Raw genomic sequence first — 18780 nt, 5'->3', positions numbered from 1 at the left:
CGGCGTCGGGCCTCGCTTCGAGCTGCGCGCGTACGGTGTGCGTACGTCAATGGTGCAGACATGCGGCGCTGTCTCCGAGAACTATCCGGCCGCGGGATCGCTCTGCAGCGAGGCCAGCAGCGAGCCCTGCTGGCCCAGCGGCTCCACGCCGAGCGTGCGGAAGATGCGCCAGTACAGGCTGATGTCGGAGGCGATGATCGGCACGCCGAGCTGCCCTTCGATGTCGGCGGCCAGGCTCACGAAGCGGCGCGGCAGCCCGTCGGTGCCGCGGTAGTTGGACATGCCGTTGACCAGCACTGCGTCCACGTCGGGCGCCTGGCCCAGGGCGTGCTCACAGGATCGCAGCGCTAGCTCGCCGGGGAATATCCAAGTGCAGTCGTTCACCTCGTCTTGGGTGGCGTACCAGCCCTGATCGACGAAGTTCCCGGCCCACACGACGTCGATGTCAGCACTGCGCAGGAACCGCACGACGCCGTCGCGCCAGTCGGGCCAGAAGTACACGGCGTTGAGAGCGATCCGCTCGTAGCCGTGGGCCTCGCAGGCCTCCACGAGCGTCAGGCCGGCCATGTGGAACGGCGTCTCGTACTTCTCGGAGATCTCGGCGGTGAATCGGCGGATATCGGCGCAGTCGGTGCCGGCTGCGTGCACCCAGTTGGTGCCGACCTGACCCACTACGTCGGCGCCGCTGCCCGACAGGCAGTGCACTGTCTCTTCGAGCAGGTGAAACAGCCCGGCCCGGTCGCTGAGCCGGTGGGCGTAGCCGGGGGCGTGCAGCAGACGGCCGTGCACGCCCACCGACGGCGGGCACATGCGCAGGAAGTCGGTGGGAGCGGCGTCGAAATCCATCGGTGGCGCCGTGAAGCCGACCTGGTGCGGGAACAGCTTCTTCGCCGGGTCAGACCACTTGGCCGGCTTGATGGGCGTGCTCACCGGATGTGACTCCTCGCGGCTGGTGTTGTGCCGGTGCTCTGCCGGGTCTGGGGCGAGGACGTGCGGCAGCGGGCCGGCATTCAGGCGCTCCAGCCGCCGTCGACGTGGATCGTCTGGCCGGTGATGTAGCTGGCGCCGGCGCACAGAAACAGGCATGCGTCGGCGTACTCGGCCGCAGTGCCGGGACGGCCCAGCGGCAGCGACTCGGAGTCTTCGAAGACCGTCGCCCAGCGGATCGGGAAATTGGTGGAGTCGGGGTGCACGTAGCTGGGGGAGATGGCGTTCACCCGCACTTCGGGGGCGAGGCCGCGCGCCAGTTCCTTGGTGAGCGTGATGAGGCCGCCCTTGGCCACGCTGTACGGCGAGCTGGAGCCGCCACCCCGCCAGCCCGACATGGATGCGGTGTTCACGATGGCGCCGCGTGCTTCGGCGAGGTACGGCGCAGCGGCCTTGGCGGTGCGGAACGCCGACAGCAGGTTGATCGACAGCGCTTCTGCCCACAGTTCCTCGGTCTGCGATTCGAGGTCGCCGGCGGGGATGGTCTGCAGGGTGACGGGATGCCCGGCGATGTTCAGCAGGTAGTCGATGCCGTCCATCCGGTCGGCGGCAGCTTCGACCATGGCCACCACCGACTCGTTGTCGCGCAGGTCGCATGGCGCTTCGAACACGTCGAGGTCGTCCTCCCGCAGCGCCTGAACGGTGCCGGTGAGCCGCTCGCCGGGCAGGTCGGCGATGGCCACCGTGGAGCCGTTCTCGGCGAACGTACGGGTGACGCCGAGGCCGATGCCGCTGGCCCCGCCGCTGACGATGCTCCGTTTGCCGGTGAGATCGGCGCTGATCATGTGGCGGCCCCCTTTGTTGATCGGTGATCGTTCATGAGCCCTGCGGCAGGTGCTGGTCGTGGCGCCATGGGTCGAGCCGTAGGCTGAGCTCGCGCAGGCGGCCGTGGAACTCGTCGCGGGGCACGTGGCACAGGCGGATGTGGCGGCCCGATGCGGGGTCAAACTCGGTGCGGCCGTGCATGACCCGGTGGTTGTCGATGAGCACGCCCTGGCCGGGCTCGACCCGGATGGCGGCGGTGAACTCGGGGCTCAGCATGCGGTTGCTGTAGGCCCGGATGGCGTCGTAGAGGCGGTCGACATCGCTTGGCGGCACGTCGAGCGGGCCGAGCGCCCGGTCGAAGTAGCGGATGCCGCTGAGGCGTCCGAACTCGTCGAGCCGGATGACCGGGCTGCGGCTGCGCAGGTTGATCTCGCCGGGGTGGCGCCGCACATGTGTGACGGGCAGCGTGGTGAGGGCCTCGAATGCGTCGGGCTCGGCGGCACGCAGCGACTCGGCGATGGCGAAGCCGTCCACGTAGGTGCTCATGCCGCCGACATCGGTGTTGACCAGGCAGTGGAAGATGTCGATGCCGGGCGGGGAGTAGTAGAAGGCGTCGTCGATGTGGGGCGCCTGGGCCATGCCGGTCTTGGCGCCCAGCTTGGCCACCGGCTCGGCGCGCACGTCGTAGATGCGGCCATAGACGGTCGTCTCGTGGATGGGGCCGACGAGGTTGGCGAGCTGCTCGGTGCACGCGGGGTCGCCGCCGAGGTTGTCGATGCGCACGATGCCGTAGCTGGCCAAGAGCCGGTAGGCGTGCAGTTGGCCGGCGCCGCCGTCGCTGGCGTCGGCCCAGTCGACGGTGGGGAAGTCGTCGGCGAGTTCGGCCCGCCAGGTGGTGGGCTGCCAGTCGGCCCTGCGCTGGCGAGCCTCGTCGTCGTAGGCGTTCGCCGCGAGCCAATCGCTGCCATAGGTGGAACAGTGCCCGTCCGGCCACGTCAGCACTAGGTCGCCATTGCAGGCCCCGGCGTGCGCCGGTGCGATGTCGGGCGGGATACTCGCCACGGTGGTGAAGCGGATGCCGTCGGCGGGGTTGCCGCACTCGGGGCACCAGCAGCAGTGCCGCAGCCACTGCGCCGAGTAGGTGCGTTGGCGGGCGTCGGCGAAGGTGACATGCACATGGCGCCCGTCGATAACCGTGCCGATCACGGCAGGTGCGTCAGCGATGCCGAGCCGGTTGCCGAGATGCGGGTTGTAGGTGGTGATGCCGCCCACAGCACCGTGCTCGCTCACTGGTCAATCGCTCCCGTCGCCGGCTGTATCGAGTGTGTGGGCAGCCACAAGTTCTTCGTTCAGTTCCACGCCAAGCCCAGCACCGGTAGGCAGCGCTGCGTAGCCGTCGACGATCTCGGGCTCGGGCGGGTGCACCAGCTCGGTGCGCAAACGGGACGGTCCGAGCCGCGACGATCGGAACTCCACCATCGGGATGGTCAGCGCTGCTGCTTGGAGATGGAAGTTGGCGACGTCGGTGATGCCGGTGGCGAAGCTGTGGGGGATGAGCTGCGCGCCGTGCAGCTCGCACAGCTCGGCGATGCGTATCAGCTCGGTGAACCCTCCGGCGCGGCTGACGCCGGGCTGCACCAACGACACCCCGCCGGTGGTTAGCCATTCCCGCACCTCCCAGCGTCCCGCTGCGAACTCGGCACCGCCCACCCGGATGGGCGATACGGCGGCGAGGCGGGCATGGCCGGCCAGGTCGTCGTGCCGCAGCGGGGCTTCGGCGAAGGCCACGTCGAAGTCTTCGATGCGCCGCAGCGCCCAAGCGGCGTCGTGCCAGTCCCACCAGCGGTAGCCGAAGTCGAGCGCCATGGTGAGCTCGTCGCCGAGCGCTTCCCGGCAGCTGCCGACGAAGTCAACGACGGCCCGGTCGGACACCTCAGAGCCGAACAGCACCGGCACCTTGACCGCGGTGAGGCCTTGGTCGGCGGCGATGGCGGCCTGACGGGTGATCTCGTCGAGCACCGCAGACATCGGCCCGTCGTAGATGTCGCCCGGGTAGCAGGTGGCATAGGGCCGGATGCGCTCGCTGCGGGCGCCGCCGAGCAGCTTGTACACGGGCAGGCCGAGCTGGCGCCCGGCGAGGTCGTACAGCGCGATGTCCACGGCCGAGTACGCCTGGATGTAGGTGCCGCGGCGCCCGTGGTAGAAGCTGCCGTGGTACGCCCGGTCGTACAGTGCTGCGGCTTCGATCGGGTCGGCACCCACCACCACGTCGGTGATGCCTTGGCTCCAGAAGTGAATGGTGCGCTGGTCGATCATCGCCTTGACGACGGCGGGCGTGCACACCGACTCGCCGATGCCGACCCGCCCGTCCTCGTCGGTCACCTTGACGAGCAGCGTTTCCTCGGAGCCTTCGGCGAAGGCGTTCCCGACAGCGGGCACCGACACGATCAGGGCTTCGACCGCCGCAACCGGGCAGACACGTCTCACCGGACTGTCAGCCAAGTCAGCCGCCGATGGGACTCTGTGCTGTGAGGCCACCGTCCACAGTAAACACGCTGCCTGAGACGAAACTGGCCGCCGGCCCCGCCAGCCACGCGACCACTTCGGCGACGTCATCGGGGGTGCCGAGCCGGCCGACGGGATGGCGCTCGACGGCTGCCTGCCGGGCCGCGGCGGGGTCTGCCTCGAGGTCGAACACCGCATCGGCGAGCGCCGTGGCGATCCAGCCGGGGCTGACCGCGACGCAGCGGATGCCTTGATGGCCGTGATCGATCGCGATGGCCCGGGTAAGGGCCTCGACGGCACCTTTGGACGCGTTGTAGACGGCCATGCCGGCGTCAGCGTGGGTCGCGGCGATCGACGCGATGTTGATGATGACGCCGCCGTCGTGCCGACCAGCTCGCCAGCCGTCGGGCTGCTCGGCTCGCTGGCCTTCCTGCTGGCTCGACATGTGACGAATCGCAGCACGGCACATGTTGAACACGCCCCGCACGTTGACATTCATGACGTGATCGAACTCTTCATCGGTGGTGTCGGCGACGGTCTTCTCCACTTGCACACCGGCGTTGTTCACCACCACATCCAGCCGCCCGAACCGCTCGACGGCGGCAGCCACCAGCGCATTGGCCTCCGCCGGATCGGCCACATCGGTCTGCAGCCACTCGGCGCCTGCGAGATCGGGCTCCCGCCGGCTGCCAGTCAGCACTTCCCAGCCGTCCGCCACGAACCGCCGAGCAATCGCCTCGCCGATCCCCGAGCTCGCCCCCGTCACCACCACACTGCTCACAGTCACCCCTCCGCCACGGTCTCCCGCCGCAGTTGGCAGGATTGCAGCATGGCTCATCGGCACGATGCTGCTGGCGCATTCCCGGCGTCGCTCCGCATTCGCGTCGGTTCGGCCAGCGGAGTCGGACGGCGGGGCGGTTCGGTGTCGTGAGAATTGTCGCTATTGATCACGTGCAGCTGGCGATGCCAGCTGGCGAGGAAGCAGCGGCCCAAGCGTTCTACGAGGGCCTGCTCGGGCTGCCGCGAGTGCCCAAGCCAGCGCAGCTCGAGCGCCGGGGAGGGTGCTGGTTCGAAAGCGACAGCGTCAAGATTCACCTCGGCGTCGAGGACCCGTTCAGCCCTGCCCGCAAGGCCCACCCCGCTCTGCAGGTGCAGGATCTTCCGGCACTTGTCGAGAGGTTCCGTGCCGCTGGTGTCACCGTCCGGGCCGACGAACCGCTCGAAGGCTTCGACCGCGTCTATGTGGACGATCCCTTCGGCAACCGCTTGGAGTTGCTGGAGCCCGACGCCTGAGCCGCGAGGTCGTGCCCACCTCGGGACACCCGGTTCGCAGCGTTCTGATCGAGGCGTCTGGTTCCCGACGTCCGGTTCACGCGCCGTTTGACGGCCGGAACGACTCGAGTTTCAGCACTGGGTCGGTCCAGCCTTCGTCGGTGAACAGCGTCCCTGCGAGCCGGCCGATCTCATCTGCTGACTTGGCTGCCGAACTGCATCCGCCTACCGCGACGGCGACGCGATCGTCCACCCAGTCGATCCAGGGGAGATCGTGCGGCGTGTTCGTGACGACGCAGGGCTTGAAGTCGCGAGAGCGGATCGTGCGGTCGGGGAGGAATTCGCGCAGTCGCTCCTCAAGGTCGTCCGCCTCGGCTATGCCCCCGCCGCTGCGGAACCAGTCGACCACGGTGGGCACATCGTCGGCCATGGTGGCAGCGGGGTCGTAGCCGCCGATCTTCAGCATGACCCGACCGTCGGGGAACCGAACCGGCGGTACCCAGTAGACGTCGTGGCGAGGATCTTCCTCGCAGGTGGCCGGGTCCGTCCGGGAGATTAGGCTCGGCAGCGCGGGCCCGTCGTCGAGCTCGGCCATCAGGATCGTCCGCAGGCTGCGCTCGAGCGGCAGGTCGACCCCGACGAGCTCGGCCGCCCACGCGCCGGTGCAGAGCAGTAAGCCCTGGGCGAGCACCGCGTCGTTGCCGACGGTCAGCTGCACGCCGTCAGACGTCGGAGCGACCGCCGAGACGGGCGCGTCGATGACGGTCCCGCCGGCTGCGCCCGTCAGCTTGCTCTGTGCCGCGACCATCCGCCGCGGGTTGATATGCCCCGCCGGTGCGGCTTCGAGGATGATCGCGTCCGCGCTCGACATGTCGATTCCGAAGCGCTCTGCGATCTCGTCAGCGGTGACCTCACGCGCATCGACATCGAGTTCGAGCGCGTGGGCGAGGTCCGCATGCGGATCAGCACCCGAATAAACCAGCCCGGTGCCCGAATGAAACTCGCTGCCGGAGCGTTCCTCGATGTCGGCGTACCTGCCGATCGAGCGGATCGCCAAGTGTGACCAGGCCGGATCCGGATCGATCATGCGAGTGATGCGGCCCTCGTCGTAGTGGCTCGCAAACGGACCGGTTGACGCGGCGTAGTCCTCCGGCTCACCCGGCCCGATCAGCGCGACCGAATGCCCGGCCTCCGCGAGATGGCGGGCGGCAGCACTGCCGATCAGCCCCCGCCCGACAACCGCTACCTCAAAGCTCGACACGCCCGCAAGCTAGACGGGCGGGGCTAGGACCGCAGTGCCGAGGTGTGGACGATGGTGCTGTTGCGGACTCGGTCTGCAACCGTTCGGGGCTCGTCGCTGAGCGCGAGCAGTGTGATGTCGATGACGATGCCGAGGCCGAGCGTGAAGCCCCAGGTCATGAGCTTGAAGATCTCGCGCACGAACATCTGACCCCAGCCGAACCGCTCACCGTCAGGCGTGACGGCTGCCAATCCGAATACCTGCTTGCCGGGCGTCTGCCCACGCGTCAGGGCGAGGAGCCACCACGCGGCATAGGCGATCACGATGTACCAGGTCACCAAGGCCGACATCAGAATCGCAGCGTCCAGCGCGATGGCACCGAGGCGGCGAGCCAGTGTGGCGGCCATCCCGTCAGGATCCGAGCGGTCGTCTGGCGGCTCAGGCTCCCCGGGCACGAGCGGAGTCTGTCAGCGCGCCACCTTCGACGCTGTGATCGATGTCGCGTGCATGCCGGATGCGTCGGGACACGGCAGGCTGTGCGGATGGCGGACGCCACGCGCCCAACCGATCAGCCGGCCCAGTCAACTCAGGATGCCGGCCACCACGACGCGGGCCCCGACGACGCCGTGTACGACGACGACTACCGCTTGGCCAACGGCCTGGCGGGCGAGGCGCTGACTATCCCGTCGGCGAACCCCACCAACTTCCATCAGGCCATCTCGGACACTGCTGCGATGCCCGGCCAGGACATCTGGGCCAAGCTCTTCCTGCCCGACGAACCCGGGCCGTTCCCGGTGGTCATCGTGGTCCCGGGCAGCCTCGGGCTGCAGCCCCACCATCTCGCCCACGCATCGGCCATCGTCGACACCGGCATCGCCGCGTGCGGCCTCGACCCGTTCGGCCCCCGCAGCGTCACCTCGACCGTGGCCAACCAGGTCCAGTACTCCTTCGCGGCCAGTGCGTGGGATGTCCTTGCGGCCGCCGAGGTGCTTGCGGCCCGGCCCGATATCGATGCGACGCGCATCGGCGCGCAGGGCCACAGCCGGGGCGGCTCGGCGGTGCTGAGCGCGGCGTCGGTGCACCTCGCAGCAGCCTCCGGCGCCCCCAAGCTCGCCGGCGCATATGCCGCCTATCCGTGGTCGGGCCACCAGTTCGTGGATCCGTCTGTCGGCAGCACCCGTGTGCGGGCGATCATCGGCGATCAAGACGACTGGTGCTCGCCGATGCAGGTCCAAGCCCATATCGGGGCCATGCGGGTGGCAGGCGGCGACGCCACGGTGCGAATCGTGCCCGACGCCCATCACAGCTTCGACCGCTCCACCCCGCTGGAGCACATTCCCGATGCGGCCGTGACACCGGGAGCACCCACCGTCTACATCGCCGACGACGGCGCCTTCATCCCGCCGACCTCCGACGAGCCAGACCCGTCAATAGTCGATCTCGACGGCTTCCTCTACGCCATCAACGCCGGCTACGGCATCCGCGGCGCCCACATAGGCGGCACCCCCGAACTCGCCCCCCTCTTCACAGAAGACATGCTGACCTTCTGGACCGCCGTCATGTCCCCAACCCGATGATCCGGCACATCACATGGTCGCTGACCGCACCGGGGAGACTTACGGTGCCACCCCAGTCGTTGTGTCAACAAAATTGACGGACAGGTCGTCGAGCACGCCCTCGGCCTCGGCCCATTCACGGATGGCATCCATGAGATCCGGCAGTTGGTCAGCCCCGCCGGTGAAGCCGAGATCGTCCTCCGCCCACCAGTTGGTGCCGTCCTCGGTGTTTCGGTACACGCGCACGGTGTGCATCTGCCTCTCCAGTGGCATTGCGCCTACTTCCATAGTAGGTCTCGTATCTCGGCCTCAGTCAGGCCGACGCGCTCGCTGAGGATGTGCCGCAGCGCCTGACCCCGCGGCGCGTGTTGCTGAGCCAGACTGGCGTTACCAAGTGCGCGCCAGTTCGCGCAGGCTGGTCAGTTCGAACCGGCGGTCCTGGCACCACCACCAGGCGTAGCTGCACACGGCACCGTTGGTGAGGTCGTACGAGTCGGTGATCTGGCGCAGATGGTAGATCGACAGGTAGGCCTCGGCGTGGGCGTAGGCGACGACCGATGGATCCCAGCGCTCGGTGTCGGTGCTGGCCCACTCGTAGGCGTGGGCGAACGTAGCTGTGGCAACACGCACGGCGGCCGGCACGACCTCGGCCGACCAGTCGCGCACTGCTGCCTGCACTTGGTCGGTCTCGGCCGGTGACGGATCCGGAACGTCGGGATCATCACGCGCTGACAGGTAGGTGTGCAGCATGTCGGCGTGCTACTGATGGCTGACCAGCGTTCCCGCAACTGCGGCGTCGAGGTCGCACCTTTCACGGTCGAGCGCCGGTGGAGCCGCGGGCGGCGGCCACACCACCGGGCCGGGAACGACATGGGTGAGGCACAACCCGAGCGAGCTCGAAGCGCTCACCTCGTTCGCTAGCTCCACGACTGCCTGGAGGGCCTCGTGCATGCCTGAAGGCCATCGCACATCAGGGTTGCTGAACGATCGCAGCGCAACGCCGTGGTCGTAGAGGACAGGGTCAGCCTCTGGTGCTGCGTGCGGGCGGCTCGCCAGTCCGTCCAAAGTCGCGTCCCAGCAGCGCGGGTATGCCCTGCGGCACAGCTCGTTCGAGTCGTACGGCGAGACGGCCCGGGTCGCGATGTCGCCCAGCAGCGCCGCGGCCATGGCGACCTGCAGCCCATCGTCGGGAGGGTCGCTGCCGGGTCCGGGAATGCCGGGAAGCCCATCGGCGGCAGTGGCCATCTCGTCGCACGCGCGTACAACGAATTCGGACCAATCGATGGACTCGTTCGTCGGCAGCGCTGCGCGCCACGCCTCATGGGCGCCGTGCACCAGCCAAGCCGGCCGCTCGGCGGAGTCGTAGTCGGGAAGGATGCGTGTGGTGTGTTGTGTCATGGCCCGCAACGTACGAAGGGGCTGTCACAAGTCCGGTTGGAGCTGGCTACCGCAGCGTGGCACAATTGTGGTCATGACAACCGAATCGCTGCGAACGGTACGAGATGGCTTCTCCGACTTCGTCGATCGTGTGTGCAGGCACCACGAACGTGTCGTAGTCACGCGCAACGGCACACCCGCAGCGGTGCTCATCAGCCCGCAAGATCTCGAGTCGCTCGAAGAGACTTTGGCAATTCTGAGCGACCCCGATGCGATGAAGGAGATCGCCGAGGGCTTGCAAGCTCTGGAGAGCGGCGATGTGGTGCGAGGTGTTGACGCCGTACGAGCGCTACGGCCTCAATGACCGCCGCACCAGACGAACTCGTCGTTACGCGGCCTGCATCCATCGATCTCTCCGACCGGCTTCCCGAATCTGTGGCATCGGCAGCCATCGAGCTGATCACCGGCTCACTGATCGATGCTCCCCGGCGCATCGGAGCGGCTCTGCGCGACGAATACGACGGGCTCTGGAGCGCCCGGCTCGGAACGTACCGCGTCATCTATCGAATCGACGATGCGAATCGGCAGGTCGAGGTTGTCCGTGTTCTTCACCGGCGCGATGCGTACCGGCCCCGGAGTTCCTAGGGACGCCCGCATGTGGTCATACGCGGACCACAGCTAGGTCGTCGAGCTCAGGAAAGTCGGCGTCCTGAGTGACGACAGGAACGCCATGGGCGACTGCTGTGGCCGCGATCCATGAGTCGTTGATCGGCATCGCCAGGCCTCGCTCTCGAAGAGTGACTCGCAGCCGTGCCCATGCGGCAGCCACCTCGCCATTCACCGGAAGGGGATGCAGTGCCATTGCGCTGGCCAGTGTCGAGAGTCGGCGATCGCGCACGACGGTGTCGGTTGCTCTCAGCACACCGACGCGGAGCTCGCCGATGGTGATGGCCGACACGCTCAGACGATCAGGAATTGCATCGGTTCTCAGGGGGCGACCCGTCTCCCGTGCGATGAACAGGGACGTGTCCGCCAGCCCGCGACTCACGGCCATGGCAGATCGTCCGTCGTCTCGGACCTGAGATCTGCCAGGTCGTCAGACAGACCGGGGTCTGCCTGATGTGCCAGGACGTCGCGGATGAAGCGCTCGCGGCTCATCCACTGAGGTCGTTCTTCGATGGGACGCAGCTCGGCAACCGGCCTGCCGTGCACAGTGATGCAGATCGACTCGCCGGCCGCCACTCGATCCAACAGGGCCCGCGTCTGGTTGCGCAGATCTCGCGAAGCAACTTCCTCCATCATGGAAGTGTCGCATATATGCGACATTTGTCGCAAACCTTGCCGAGTTGGATGCGTGGCGTCTGACGTGCCGAGTGCTGTCCTCGACTCAACCATCCTCGCGACCGTAGAAGCGATCTCCCGCTCGGACGCAATCGTTTTCTCGGTCGCTCCGTCTGCGGCACCTGTTCTCGATCGCGACGACTGCAGCGCCGGGATCGCTTGGTGTCGCGTGACCACGAGCGCAGGCCTAGCTCTCTGATTCGGCGCCTCGAGCAGCCACAGTTCACGCCGAGCTACGACGGCTCAGCCTCGGTCATGGCGATCGAATTGGCCAACGCTGCGGCGTCCTCGTCTGGCCCCTGCGGCATCTGCCGGTAGGACTCGGCAATCGCTTCGCCTTCGCGTGTCCGCCGAACGCTGTCGGCTTCGACCAGATCGCCCGGTGCGACCCGGTTCGCCCAGCGTTCCAGCGCTGCTGCCCGCTGCGCCCGTGTCCGTTTCATGACGTGAACCATCTTGTCAAGAACTTGTCACTCGCTGGCGTCGCCGAATGCGGTGGAACCGTGCTCGGCGGCTCAGTGTCAGTCGTGGGGCAGGGTGAAGCCAACGTTGCGCTCTTCGGTGAGGTGCAGGCTCTCGCTGATGTAGGAGAACTCGTCGAGGGCTCTGATCCAGCGTCTTGTGCTCGGCAGCGCGAACGCCACGGTTCGTTTGCCGACGTCGGCCACCAGGCCGGACTTGATGAGGCGGGCGCGATAGACGCTGACGTATCCGCTGGTCACGTCCATGCGGCGTGCAATGTCGGTGAGCTGCGATTCGCCGTCGTCGTGGGACATGGCGATAAGAAATCGTCGCGCAGCGGCGGGCTGATCTCGCCACAGCGGTGCGATAACCAACTGGCCGATGTGCTGCTGAGCCACCTGAGCGCCCTCGACGACATCGCTCAAGGCGACGGCGGTGTCGGGCTCGGCGGCAGCTTCCCAAGTGTGGAAGCCGACCAACTACACCATGAACGGGTAGCCGCCAGCAGCCTCGGTGGCGTGATCGATCGCCTCGGGCGACATGCGGCCGCCTCGCTGGCGGAAGGGCTCGGCGAGTGCCGTCCGTCGGAGCGAAGGGGTTGGCCGAGCGCATCAGATGCCGGCGGCGGCGGGTCTTATGTCGTTGACGTTAGCGCTGTTGTTGGACTTGTTGTTTCTTGTTGCAGTTGTTGTCTTTTGTTGTCATTGTTGGACCACGTGTCCCCGCGAGAGATGTCGTCCGCACCAGTGATAAGGGTTCCAAAGTCACAAGCCGTGGCGCTCGGCCAGCGCCGAGACCTCGTCAGGGCTGAGCGGGCCTGCTTCGGCCTCCCACGCTTCGAGGAAGTCGCTGAGCGCCTGCTTGCGGTCGTGATCGGCTGCGAGTCGCCGTAACGCCTCGCCCACGGTCGCCTCCCGACCGCCGAACTCGGGCGCGATTCGCTCAAGCAGCAGCCGGGTCTCCTTGTCAAGCCGCACCCTCGCCCTCATCACGCCGCCGACTGTATTGGGCGCCTGTCTGGCAGTTGCCTGATTTTCGCCGGTGGAGCGCTGCGTGGCCTGCGGTGTTGTCGCAGTCGTCAGAGGAGGTCATAGCCTGACGCCAGTTCCCCCAGCCGCTTCGGTGGCTGGGTGCAGGGCCCGCTTCGGCGGGCCCTTGCGTCGTTGGCAGGCCCGACACCTGCGAATCCCCTCGTGGTCGCCGGGCACTGATGGCAGGTCGCGCTGCCAGATGAGGCGGAGACTCGACGGTTCATTGGGTCGGGTGACGGCATCGGTCTCGTCGCTCCGACCGCTCCATTGGTGGTCAGCAAAGCTGCTGAACCCGAGCAACATGGTGTTGCATCGCCGCGGAGGGGTGTTGTAGAAGGGAACTGCCGATTTCTTGGGCAGCGACGCCCGGGATACCTGGAACCGCTGCGAAGCCCTCAAGAAGCGCGATTGGCAACTGACGGCTGTCGTCGCCGGCCACGTCCCAAGCGAGGTCGATGTCGGCATCGCTCGCCCCCAGGGCAACCAGATAGCCAATCGTTTGTGCCGCTTGGTAGCGCACAGAGAAGTCGGTGTCGCGAACGAGGAATCTCAATAGCAGGCGACGATTGGTGCAGGCTGATGCGTGCAGTATCAAGCATGCGTCCTCGCGTTCTTGAGGTGAACCCAGCGCGAGTCGGGCCACGGCGTCGTCGACCCCCGTGGCGTCAATCAGACCCAGTGCGATCTGGAGTCTGAGTCTTGTGCCCGCTGCTTCCGCACCCGGCCAGAATGAGGCAGACCCTGAAGCTGCGACATCAACGACGGCAGCAAGTTGGTCTCGTACGTCCCTCGGAATGAGCTGCGCATCCGTAGCGAGGGCAATGCAGATGGCGCTTCTGTCTTCGATGAATGTTCGCGCCTCGCCGAGAAACGCGATGACCGGTTCCCACCGAGCAACCTCGGGAAGTCTCAGGTTCAGCCAAGTGAGTGCATGACAGAAAGCACTGTTCCCACTGTTGCCTCCCCCCGCAAGCGCGTCCACGCGGGCATGCTCAACTCGTTCTACAAGAGTGTCAATGAGCTCGGCGCCTTCGGATTCTTCGAATGCAGACACGTCTTTGATCTCGGCCAGTGCGTAGATGTCGCCCTGTGCAGCAGCTTCCGCGAGCGAACGTAGGGCGGCGGCGCTGCCATGGTTCGCGAACCAACCCCAGACAGCGCTGCTCAGTCGGGCATGACCGCGGTCCGCGAGCGAGAGCAACTGTTGTCGGGTCGGGTGGCTGACCTGGGCGTAGTCGAGGAAGAAGAAGGCTCGCTCTAGGCCGCGGAGGAACGTAACGGGTAGCACTTCCGGCAATTTGGCAAGGTGGCCAGCGAAGTCGTCATGCGCGCTACGAGACGCAGCCGGAAGTACGCCAGCGGCTGCTTCCGTTGCAAATGAAGGAAGGTTGAAATAGCCCTCATCCTGAGTGCATCCGAGGTCAGTCGCCTCACCGCAAGCGGCTCGAGCGCACTGCTCAAGCAATTGGTCCGCAGTTGCATGTTCGAGGAGGTCCCCGGCCAAAGCGAGCGCTTCGAAGTTCGTTCGTGCGGTCGTATGAGTCCATCCTGATGTCGGGACCTTGGCCACCGAGGCGGCAATCGGTGCGAGGGGACCGACCTTGAGCAGGTGGCGCATGGCCTTCGTGAGGCGGCTCGAATCGCCGCAGCGTCGAAGTGCGTCAATGCCGTTCTCCAGTTCAGCAGCTGCATTTGGATGGGACGGCGCGCGCATGAGGGTCTGAATGCCACGACGTGCGGACAGTGCCTTCCACTGCCCGTGCTCCCCGGTGATGTCGGCATTGAGCTCAGCAGATTGGAGCCTTGTCTCAGGCATCGGACTTCCGCCGATGTACTGCGGCGGATCGTCTTCCGCCCATGACTCAAAGTCGCTGTCCTGCTCTCGCCCCAGTGCAAGAGCCGTAGCTTGGCTCCGCCACCACGAGACTGCGGTGTCAGACGCCTTGAGTAGCTCAAGGTAGGCCTCCTGCTGTCTGGCGATCCAGGCTTCGGTGGGTTCAGCATCCCCCGCGCCTCCTCGGAATCGCCTCGTTGTGACGATGACGTCGGCGGTTCGCGCAGCGCCCGCGGCAATTGCCGACACCATGGGTGCCGAGACCTCTTCATCGTCATGAACCAAGCGGAGAAGTTCCCGTGCCATCGATACGTCATCTTGAGCTGGGCCGAAGTCGCCGCGATCGGCGTGGAAACGGCCGCGCTGAACGAGTGCCCATGCGCGATCGAGGGAATCAGGCTCTTCGCGTTTGAGGGGGCAGTAGGGGTGTGAGGGTGCGGGCCTGAATGGGAGGGATCCCCCAGAATCGGAGGTGTTGATGCTTCCGAGTGCTGGAGGATCCCTGTGGAGGCTGACCCTACGCGTGTCAATCGTGTGCTGGTGGGCTTGGGCCCCGGCGTGGAGGTGGTCGGTGTTGTCGACCGGGCTGGGCGGCCGTTGGGGGTGCATGTGCGGCTGGGCGGGGACCGGCCGTGCTGCGGGTCGTGCGGCAGGCGGGCGTGGTCGAAGGGGTCCCGCTGTGTGGTGCTGGTGGATCTGCCGGTGTTCGGGCGGCCGGTGCGGCTGGTGTGGCACAAGCGTCGCTGGCGCTGTCCTGATGCGGCCTGCGCTGTGGGGTCGTGGACCGAGCAGGACTCCCGGATCGGGGCTGCGCGTGGGCTGCTCACGGCCCGGGCGGCTCGCTGGGCGACCCGCCAGGCGGGCGCGGGACGCGATATCGCAGCGGTGGCCGCGGAGCTGGGCTGCGGCTGGCACACGGTCATGGCCTCGGTGCGGCGCTGGGGCGAAGCGCTGCTCAACGCTGACCGGGGCCGCCTCGACGGGGTGACCGCGCTGGGGATGGACGAGATTCTCGTCGTGCGGCGAGGCCGCTATCGGCGCAAGACGTGGGCAACCACCGCGGTGGACGTCCGCAGGGGCCGCCTGCTCGATGTCTTCCCTGGTCGGACTGCCAACGCCGCCGCGGCGTGGCTGCGCAGCCGGCCTCCGGGATGGCGTCGTGCGGTGCGCTGGGCGGTGCTGGACCTGTCGGGGCCCTACCGCAAGGCGTTCGGCGACGCGCTGGCGCACGCCCGCCAGGTCGCGGACCCGTTCCATGTCGTGCGGCTCGCCAACAGCGTCCTCGACGAGGTGCGCCGACGCGTCCAGAACGACACCCTGGGCGGACGCGGCACCAAGCACGATCCGCTGTATCGGATACGCAAGCTGCTCGTCATGGCCAAAGAACGCGTCGCCCGAGCCGGACAGGCGAAGCTGCAGGGCCTGCTCGCCGCCGGCGACCCCCACGGCGAGGTGCGCGACGCATGGCTGGCCAAAGAGGCCGTCCGGGACATCTACCAGGTGCCCACACGCCGCTGGGCCACAGCCGCGCTCGACGAGCTCGCCCGCGATCTCCAAGACGACGCGTACAGCCCCGAGCTGAACCGTCTCGGACGCACCCTGGCCGCGTGGCGCCCCCAGATCACCAACTGGCACGCCTCCCGAGCCACCAACGGACCCACCGAGGCAGCCAACAACCTCGCAAAACGCGTCAAACGAGTCGCGTTCGGATTCACCAACTTCGACAACTTCCGAATCCGCGCGCTGCTCTATGCCGGAAAACCCGACTGGACCCTCCTCAAAACCCTCACTCCCCCCTAAATCGCGGAGAACCGGTTATGCGGCTGCCCGCATCGAGTTCGCTACGGCGGTCGCATAGGGCTCGCTGCCGAGCCAGACCTCGATGTTCGGATCGAGCCAGCGCTGGACGTTGGTCACGAGACGGTGGATCGTGTTGCCGCAGGTGCCGTGCGGCAACACAGCGGTGAGCTGACGGCTCGTGGCTTCCAGCAAGAATGGCTGCCAGAGATGCCGGTCGATGGCGGCGACATGGACCTTGGCAGGGCCTCGCCATGTGATGTACCCGCCGATGCGAAGCCGGCTCGTCCGGCGTTTCAGGCCGAGATCGACGAAGAGCGCGAACGTGTCCTCGCTCAGCGGCTGACTGAATCGGATCGTGACTGGGGCACCCTTCACCGTGAAGGCGTCGTCGCCGACCTCGGTGGTGTCCAGCCAGAGCTGGTCTTCGGAGTGCTGGGTGACGCCGCGATACAGGTTCAGCACCTTGGCGATCTCCTGGCGGTGTTCGACGAATGAATCGCTTCGGTTGGTGGCGTGCCCGTCGTGGTACAGCAGGTGGCCGCCCCGGTTGCCGCCGGGGATCTGCAACTGCACCAAAGAGTGCATCGGGTCGTACAGATCGAGGAACTGCGGCAGCTTGTCTTGAAGCACGCCGAGCCGTTCGGTCAACGTCACCCGCGACCGGCGCCGCTCCGCCAGCCCTCGGGCCGAGTCGTCGCTCGCGGGTTCGTCGTCTTCTATGCGCTCGTCGTCGCCTTCATCGAGCCCAGGCGTGGCCTCGTACCAGGCTTCGTGCTCGAACCCGAGGCGTACGTAGCGATGGGCCGGGGTGTTGCGCTGCACGTAGTTCCACAGTTCGAACAGGATCGGCGACGAGAGCCAGAGACGGTCCAGCCACGGGTTCCGGTCGACCGCCTGCCGGACCCACTTGTTGCTGTCGTCGGCGTCCAGCGTCGTATAGAGCACGGGGTGCCGTTTTTCGAGCATCTCCAGCAGCCCGACTATCTGCCCCTCGTGCGTTTCGTCCTCGACCCGGTACAGCGTTTCGTCGATGCGATGCAGATGGATACGGGATGGGAAGATCGACTCCAGGCCGGGCGTGTCGTGGTCGTGTCGGGCCGTCTCGAGCATGTACGTCTTGAGCAGCTTCCGGCTCAGCTTGCCGTCGCGAAGCTCGGCGACAGCGGGCTCGGTGTAGCCCTCGAGGTGATCGACGTACGCCTCGCGCGACTCAAGCCGCGGCATGTATCCGGTGCCCGTCGCCATAGTCCGGCAAGCGTACGCAGCAGTGCGGCCCGACGCGAACCGAGGGCTGTACCTGCGTCGGCAGCAGGGCAGAATGAGCGCATGGCGGACTCGGGACGAGTGATTGATTTGTCGGTCGAGGTGATCGGCGACGTTGAGACGGTGTGGCGAGCAGTGGCGACCGGGCCCGGGATCTCGGCGTGGTACGTGCCTCACACTGTCGAGGAGCGCGCTGGGGGAGCGGGCGTGGCTTCGTTCGGCCCCGAGCCTGAAATGCAGATTGCTGGCCGGGTGGCGGTCTGGGAGCCGCCGCGCCGGGTGGTGTTCGACGGGGGCGAGGGTGTCGGTGGGCTGTCGTTCGAGTGGACCGTCGAACCGCATGACGACAACACCTGCACCGTGCGGCTGCACAACGCAGGCTTCGGCGACGACGACCCTCAGTACGACGCCATGGTGGACGGCTGGAAGCTGTTCATGTCCAACCTGCAGCTCCACCTCGAGCACTTCGCCGGGCAGACCGCCACCTCCGCGCTTCCGATGGTGATGTGGCCGGTCACGCCCGAGCAGGGCTGGGAGATCCTCGCCGGCGGGCTCGGCATCGGCCAGATGCCCGGCGTCGGCGACCGTCTCGACGTGGCCACCGACGACGACACGAAGCTCGGCGGCACGGTCGTCGGCACCGGCCCGCGTCGCATCAGCCTGCTGCTCGACACCCCCGCACCCGGCACCGGCTTCCTGACCTCCGAGGACGGGGGCGGGTTCACGATGGTCTCGGTGTGGCTGTATCTCTACGGCCCCGACGGCGCAGTCGCCGCCGAACGCGACGACGCCCGCTGGCGCGCCTGGCTCGACAGCCGCGCCCCGGCGACCGACTGACGTCTCGACTGTCTTCCCGCTGGCCCGAAACAGGGCCTGCGACAACTCAGTCGGGGTACACCTGCGTGCGGCGGCGCTTCAGCATGCGGTCCTGCACACGCCAGCCATCCGGCGTCTTCACCACTTGGTCGTGATACGAGGCAGTGCCGACCTTGCCGCCGCCGAGCAGCGCCAGGATGCGGAACTTCAGCTCCACGCCGTCGGTGGTCTCGTTCACGTAGATGTTGGTCATGGTGTGCGTGCGCGGGTGCTCTGCCTCATCGGCCATGAAGTCGCGGATCGCCGTCAAGCCCTCCAGCCGCGGTGCCCCCAGATCGGTCAGGTCGAACACCGCATCGTCGGTGAAGACCGTCCCCAGCCGGTCCCAGTCGCGGTCGTCGATGATGTCGCCGTAGCGGCCCGGCAGTTCGTGCAGTTCCAGACGGTCAGCAATGTCCATGCCGGGACCATAGGCCACTCGACGCATGCGTTCCCCGGGGAATCCGGCCTGAGGCCGCAGTTTCCGGACCG

Annotated in this window: 24 protein-coding genes; 6 read left to right on the top strand and 18 right to left on the bottom strand. The window is 67.1% G+C overall.

Annotated features, from left to right (window positions below; translation table 11 throughout):
* Positions 1-81: 81 nt before the first annotated feature.
* The 5 genes from ACOGW9_RS06520 to ACOGW9_RS06500 form a co-directional block, all read right to left on the bottom strand.
* The gene (locus ACOGW9_RS06520) at positions 82-930 is read right to left on the bottom strand and encodes a hypothetical protein (RefSeq protein WP_419909529.1); all 849 of its coding nucleotides are present in this window, start codon (positions 928-930) and stop codon (positions 82-84) included.
* An 80-nt stretch (positions 931-1010) separates the two neighbouring features.
* Positions 1011-1772 (bottom strand): SDR family NAD(P)-dependent oxidoreductase, encoded by a 762-nt coding sequence (locus tag ACOGW9_RS06515; RefSeq protein ID WP_419909527.1) that lies wholly within the window; start codon positions 1770-1772, stop codon positions 1011-1013.
* A 31-nt stretch (positions 1773-1803) separates the two neighbouring features.
* On the bottom strand, positions 1804-3042 hold the full coding sequence (locus tag ACOGW9_RS06510) for a TauD/TfdA family dioxygenase (RefSeq protein ID WP_419909525.1): 1239 nt from the start codon (positions 3040-3042) through the stop codon (positions 1804-1806).
* Between the two features lie 3 nt (positions 3043-3045).
* Positions 3046-4254 carry a mandelate racemase/muconate lactonizing enzyme family protein gene (locus ACOGW9_RS06505; protein ID WP_419909523.1) on the bottom strand — a complete coding sequence of 403 codons (1209 nt, stop codon included), beginning with the start codon at positions 4252-4254 and terminating at the stop codon, positions 3046-3048.
* 1 nt (position 4255) lies between these two features.
* Positions 4256-5095 (bottom strand): SDR family NAD(P)-dependent oxidoreductase, encoded by an 840-nt coding sequence (locus ACOGW9_RS06500; RefSeq protein ID WP_419909521.1) that lies wholly within the window; start codon positions 5093-5095, stop codon positions 4256-4258.
* Between the two features lie 89 nt (positions 5096-5184).
* Here ACOGW9_RS06500 and ACOGW9_RS06495 point away from each other — a divergent pair, with 89 nt between their 5' ends.
* Positions 5185-5550: a VOC family protein gene (locus ACOGW9_RS06495; RefSeq protein WP_419909519.1), complete on the top strand. Its 366-nt coding sequence runs from the start codon at positions 5185-5187 to the stop codon at positions 5548-5550.
* Positions 5551-5626: 76 nt separating this feature from the next.
* Here the strand turns inward: ACOGW9_RS06495 and ACOGW9_RS06490 are convergent, their stop codons facing one another.
* Both ACOGW9_RS06490 and ACOGW9_RS06485 read right to left on the bottom strand, forming a co-directional pair.
* Positions 5627-6790: an NAD(P)/FAD-dependent oxidoreductase gene (locus tag ACOGW9_RS06490; RefSeq protein ID WP_419909517.1), complete on the bottom strand. Its 1164-nt coding sequence runs from the start codon at positions 6788-6790 to the stop codon at positions 5627-5629.
* Positions 6791-6813: 23 nt separating this feature from the next.
* Positions 6814-7224, bottom strand: a complete 411-nt coding sequence (locus tag ACOGW9_RS06485; RefSeq protein ID WP_419909515.1) for an RDD family protein — start codon at positions 7222-7224, stop codon at positions 6814-6816.
* 87 nt (positions 7225-7311) lie between these two features.
* Between ACOGW9_RS06485 and ACOGW9_RS06480 the strand changes: the two genes are divergently transcribed.
* Positions 7312-8346, top strand: coding sequence for a dienelactone hydrolase family protein (locus tag ACOGW9_RS06480; RefSeq protein WP_419909513.1), 1035 nt, complete (start codon positions 7312-7314; stop codon positions 8344-8346).
* Positions 8347-8385: 39 nt separating this feature from the next.
* Here ACOGW9_RS06480 and ACOGW9_RS06475 read toward each other — a convergent pair whose 3' ends face one another.
* The 3 genes from ACOGW9_RS06475 to ACOGW9_RS06465 form a co-directional block, all read right to left on the bottom strand.
* Positions 8386-8598: a hypothetical protein gene (locus tag ACOGW9_RS06475; RefSeq protein ID WP_419909511.1), complete on the bottom strand. Its 213-nt coding sequence runs from the start codon at positions 8596-8598 to the stop codon at positions 8386-8388.
* A 114-nt stretch (positions 8599-8712) separates the two neighbouring features.
* Complete coding sequence (locus ACOGW9_RS06470) at positions 8713-9075, bottom strand: hypothetical protein (protein ID WP_419909509.1); 363 nt, start codon at positions 9073-9075, stop codon at positions 8713-8715.
* Between the two features lie 9 nt (positions 9076-9084).
* Positions 9085-9723 (bottom strand): hypothetical protein, encoded by a 639-nt coding sequence (locus ACOGW9_RS06465; protein WP_419909507.1) that lies wholly within the window; start codon positions 9721-9723, stop codon positions 9085-9087.
* 73 nt (positions 9724-9796) lie between these two features.
* Here ACOGW9_RS06465 and ACOGW9_RS06460 point away from each other — a divergent pair, with 73 nt between their 5' ends.
* Both ACOGW9_RS06460 and ACOGW9_RS06455 read left to right on the top strand, forming a co-directional pair.
* Positions 9797-10066 carry a type II toxin-antitoxin system Phd/YefM family antitoxin gene (locus ACOGW9_RS06460; protein ID WP_419909505.1) on the top strand — a complete coding sequence of 90 codons (270 nt, stop codon included), beginning with the start codon at positions 9797-9799 and terminating at the stop codon, positions 10064-10066.
* Complete coding sequence (locus tag ACOGW9_RS06455) at positions 10063-10347, top strand: type II toxin-antitoxin system RelE family toxin (RefSeq protein ID WP_419909503.1); 285 nt, start codon at positions 10063-10065, stop codon at positions 10345-10347. The genes ACOGW9_RS06460 and ACOGW9_RS06455 overlap by 4 nt, the downstream gene beginning before the upstream one ends.
* Before the next feature lie 16 nt (positions 10348-10363).
* Here ACOGW9_RS06455 and ACOGW9_RS06450 read toward each other — a convergent pair whose 3' ends face one another.
* The 6 genes from ACOGW9_RS06450 to ACOGW9_RS06425 all read right to left on the bottom strand — a co-directional run bounded on the left by ACOGW9_RS06450 (position 10364) and on the right by ACOGW9_RS06425 (position 14676).
* Positions 10364-10756 (bottom strand): type II toxin-antitoxin system VapC family toxin, encoded by a 393-nt coding sequence (locus ACOGW9_RS06450; RefSeq protein WP_419909501.1) that lies wholly within the window; start codon positions 10754-10756, stop codon positions 10364-10366.
* The gene (locus tag ACOGW9_RS06445; RefSeq protein ID WP_419909499.1) at positions 10747-11001 is read right to left on the bottom strand and encodes a type II toxin-antitoxin system Phd/YefM family antitoxin; all 255 of its coding nucleotides are present in this window, start codon (positions 10999-11001) and stop codon (positions 10747-10749) included. Before ACOGW9_RS06445 ends, ACOGW9_RS06450 begins: the two co-directional genes overlap by 10 nt.
* A 275-nt stretch (positions 11002-11276) precedes the next feature.
* A complete protein-coding gene (locus ACOGW9_RS06440; RefSeq protein WP_419909497.1) occupies positions 11277-11486 on the bottom strand; it encodes a hypothetical protein in 210 nt (69 codons plus the stop codon).
* 78 nt (positions 11487-11564) lie between these two features.
* Positions 11565-11984 (bottom strand): hypothetical protein, encoded by a 420-nt coding sequence (locus ACOGW9_RS06435; RefSeq protein WP_419909495.1) that lies wholly within the window; start codon positions 11982-11984, stop codon positions 11565-11567.
* A 285-nt stretch (positions 11985-12269) separates the two neighbouring features.
* Positions 12270-12494, bottom strand: coding sequence for a hypothetical protein (locus ACOGW9_RS06430; RefSeq protein WP_419909493.1), 225 nt, complete (start codon positions 12492-12494; stop codon positions 12270-12272).
* A 316-nt stretch (positions 12495-12810) separates the two neighbouring features.
* Positions 12811-14676: a hypothetical protein gene (locus ACOGW9_RS06425; protein WP_419909491.1), complete on the bottom strand. Its 1866-nt coding sequence runs from the start codon at positions 14674-14676 to the stop codon at positions 12811-12813.
* 198 nt (positions 14677-14874) lie between these two features.
* Between ACOGW9_RS06425 and ACOGW9_RS06420 the strand changes: the two genes are divergently transcribed.
* A complete protein-coding gene (locus ACOGW9_RS06420) occupies positions 14875-16170 on the top strand; it encodes an ISL3 family transposase (protein ID WP_419909489.1) in 1296 nt (431 codons plus the stop codon).
* 15 nt (positions 16171-16185) lie between these two features.
* Here the strand turns inward: ACOGW9_RS06420 and ACOGW9_RS06415 are convergent, their stop codons facing one another.
* On the bottom strand, positions 16186-17415 hold the full coding sequence (locus ACOGW9_RS06415) for a hypothetical protein (RefSeq protein ID WP_419909487.1): 1230 nt from the start codon (positions 17413-17415) through the stop codon (positions 16186-16188).
* 81 nt (positions 17416-17496) lie between these two features.
* Between ACOGW9_RS06415 and ACOGW9_RS06410 the strand changes: the two genes are divergently transcribed.
* Positions 17497-18270 carry an SRPBCC family protein gene (locus ACOGW9_RS06410; protein ID WP_419909485.1) on the top strand — a complete coding sequence of 258 codons (774 nt, stop codon included), beginning with the start codon at positions 17497-17499 and terminating at the stop codon, positions 18268-18270.
* A gap of 46 nt (positions 18271-18316) precedes the next feature.
* Here the strand turns inward: ACOGW9_RS06410 and ACOGW9_RS06405 are convergent, their stop codons facing one another.
* Positions 18317-18709, bottom strand: coding sequence for a nuclear transport factor 2 family protein (locus ACOGW9_RS06405; RefSeq protein WP_419909483.1), 393 nt, complete (start codon positions 18707-18709; stop codon positions 18317-18319).
* Between the last annotated feature and the right edge of the window lie 71 nt (positions 18710-18780).

Source organism: Candidatus Poriferisodalis sp. (assembly GCF_965203655.1).
GTDB lineage: Bacteria > Actinomycetota > Acidimicrobiia > Acidimicrobiales > Poriferisodalaceae > Poriferisodalis.
This window is presented reverse-complemented; position numbering and strand designations above follow the sequence as displayed.

Coding starts and splice junctions, on each gene's coding strand:
- ACOGW9_RS06405 (WP_419909483.1), bottom strand. CDS start 18,709: ATGGACATTGCTGACCGTCTGGAACTGCACGAACTGCCGGGCCGCTAC.
- ACOGW9_RS06500 (WP_419909521.1), bottom strand. CDS start 5,095: ATGAGCCATGCTGCAATCCTGCCAACTGCGGCGGGAGACCGTGGCGGA.
- ACOGW9_RS06470 (WP_419909509.1), bottom strand. CDS start 9,075: ATGCTGCACACCTACCTGTCAGCGCGTGATGATCCCGACGTTCCGGAT.
- ACOGW9_RS06480 (WP_419909513.1), top strand. CDS start 7,312: ATGGCGGACGCCACGCGCCCAACCGATCAGCCGGCCCAGTCAACTCAG.
- ACOGW9_RS06450 (WP_419909501.1), bottom strand. CDS start 10,756: ATGGCCGTGAGTCGCGGGCTGGCGGACACGTCCCTGTTCATCGCACGG.
- ACOGW9_RS06475 (WP_419909511.1), bottom strand. CDS start 8,598: ATGCCACTGGAGAGGCAGATGCACACCGTGCGCGTGTACCGAAACACC.
- ACOGW9_RS06430 (WP_419909493.1), bottom strand. CDS start 12,494: ATGAGGGCGAGGGTGCGGCTTGACAAGGAGACCCGGCTGCTGCTTGAG.
- ACOGW9_RS06410 (WP_419909485.1), top strand. CDS start 17,497: ATGGCGGACTCGGGACGAGTGATTGATTTGTCGGTCGAGGTGATCGGC.
- ACOGW9_RS06455 (WP_419909503.1), top strand. CDS start 10,063: ATGACCGCCGCACCAGACGAACTCGTCGTTACGCGGCCTGCATCCATC.
- ACOGW9_RS06515 (WP_419909527.1), bottom strand. CDS start 1,772: ATGATCAGCGCCGATCTCACCGGCAAACGGAGCATCGTCAGCGGCGGG.
- ACOGW9_RS06415 (WP_419909487.1), bottom strand. CDS start 17,415: ATGGCGACGGGCACCGGATACATGCCGCGGCTTGAGTCGCGCGAGGCG.
- ACOGW9_RS06460 (WP_419909505.1), top strand. CDS start 9,797: ATGACAACCGAATCGCTGCGAACGGTACGAGATGGCTTCTCCGACTTC.
- ACOGW9_RS06465 (WP_419909507.1), bottom strand. CDS start 9,723: ATGACACAACACACCACACGCATCCTTCCCGACTACGACTCCGCCGAG.
- ACOGW9_RS06425 (WP_419909491.1), bottom strand. CDS start 14,676: ATGGCACGGGAACTTCTCCGCTTGGTTCATGACGATGAAGAGGTCTCG.
- ACOGW9_RS06445 (WP_419909499.1), bottom strand. CDS start 11,001: ATGGAGGAAGTTGCTTCGCGAGATCTGCGCAACCAGACGCGGGCCCTG.
- ACOGW9_RS06440 (WP_419909497.1), bottom strand. CDS start 11,486: ATGAAACGGACACGGGCGCAGCGGGCAGCAGCGCTGGAACGCTGGGCG.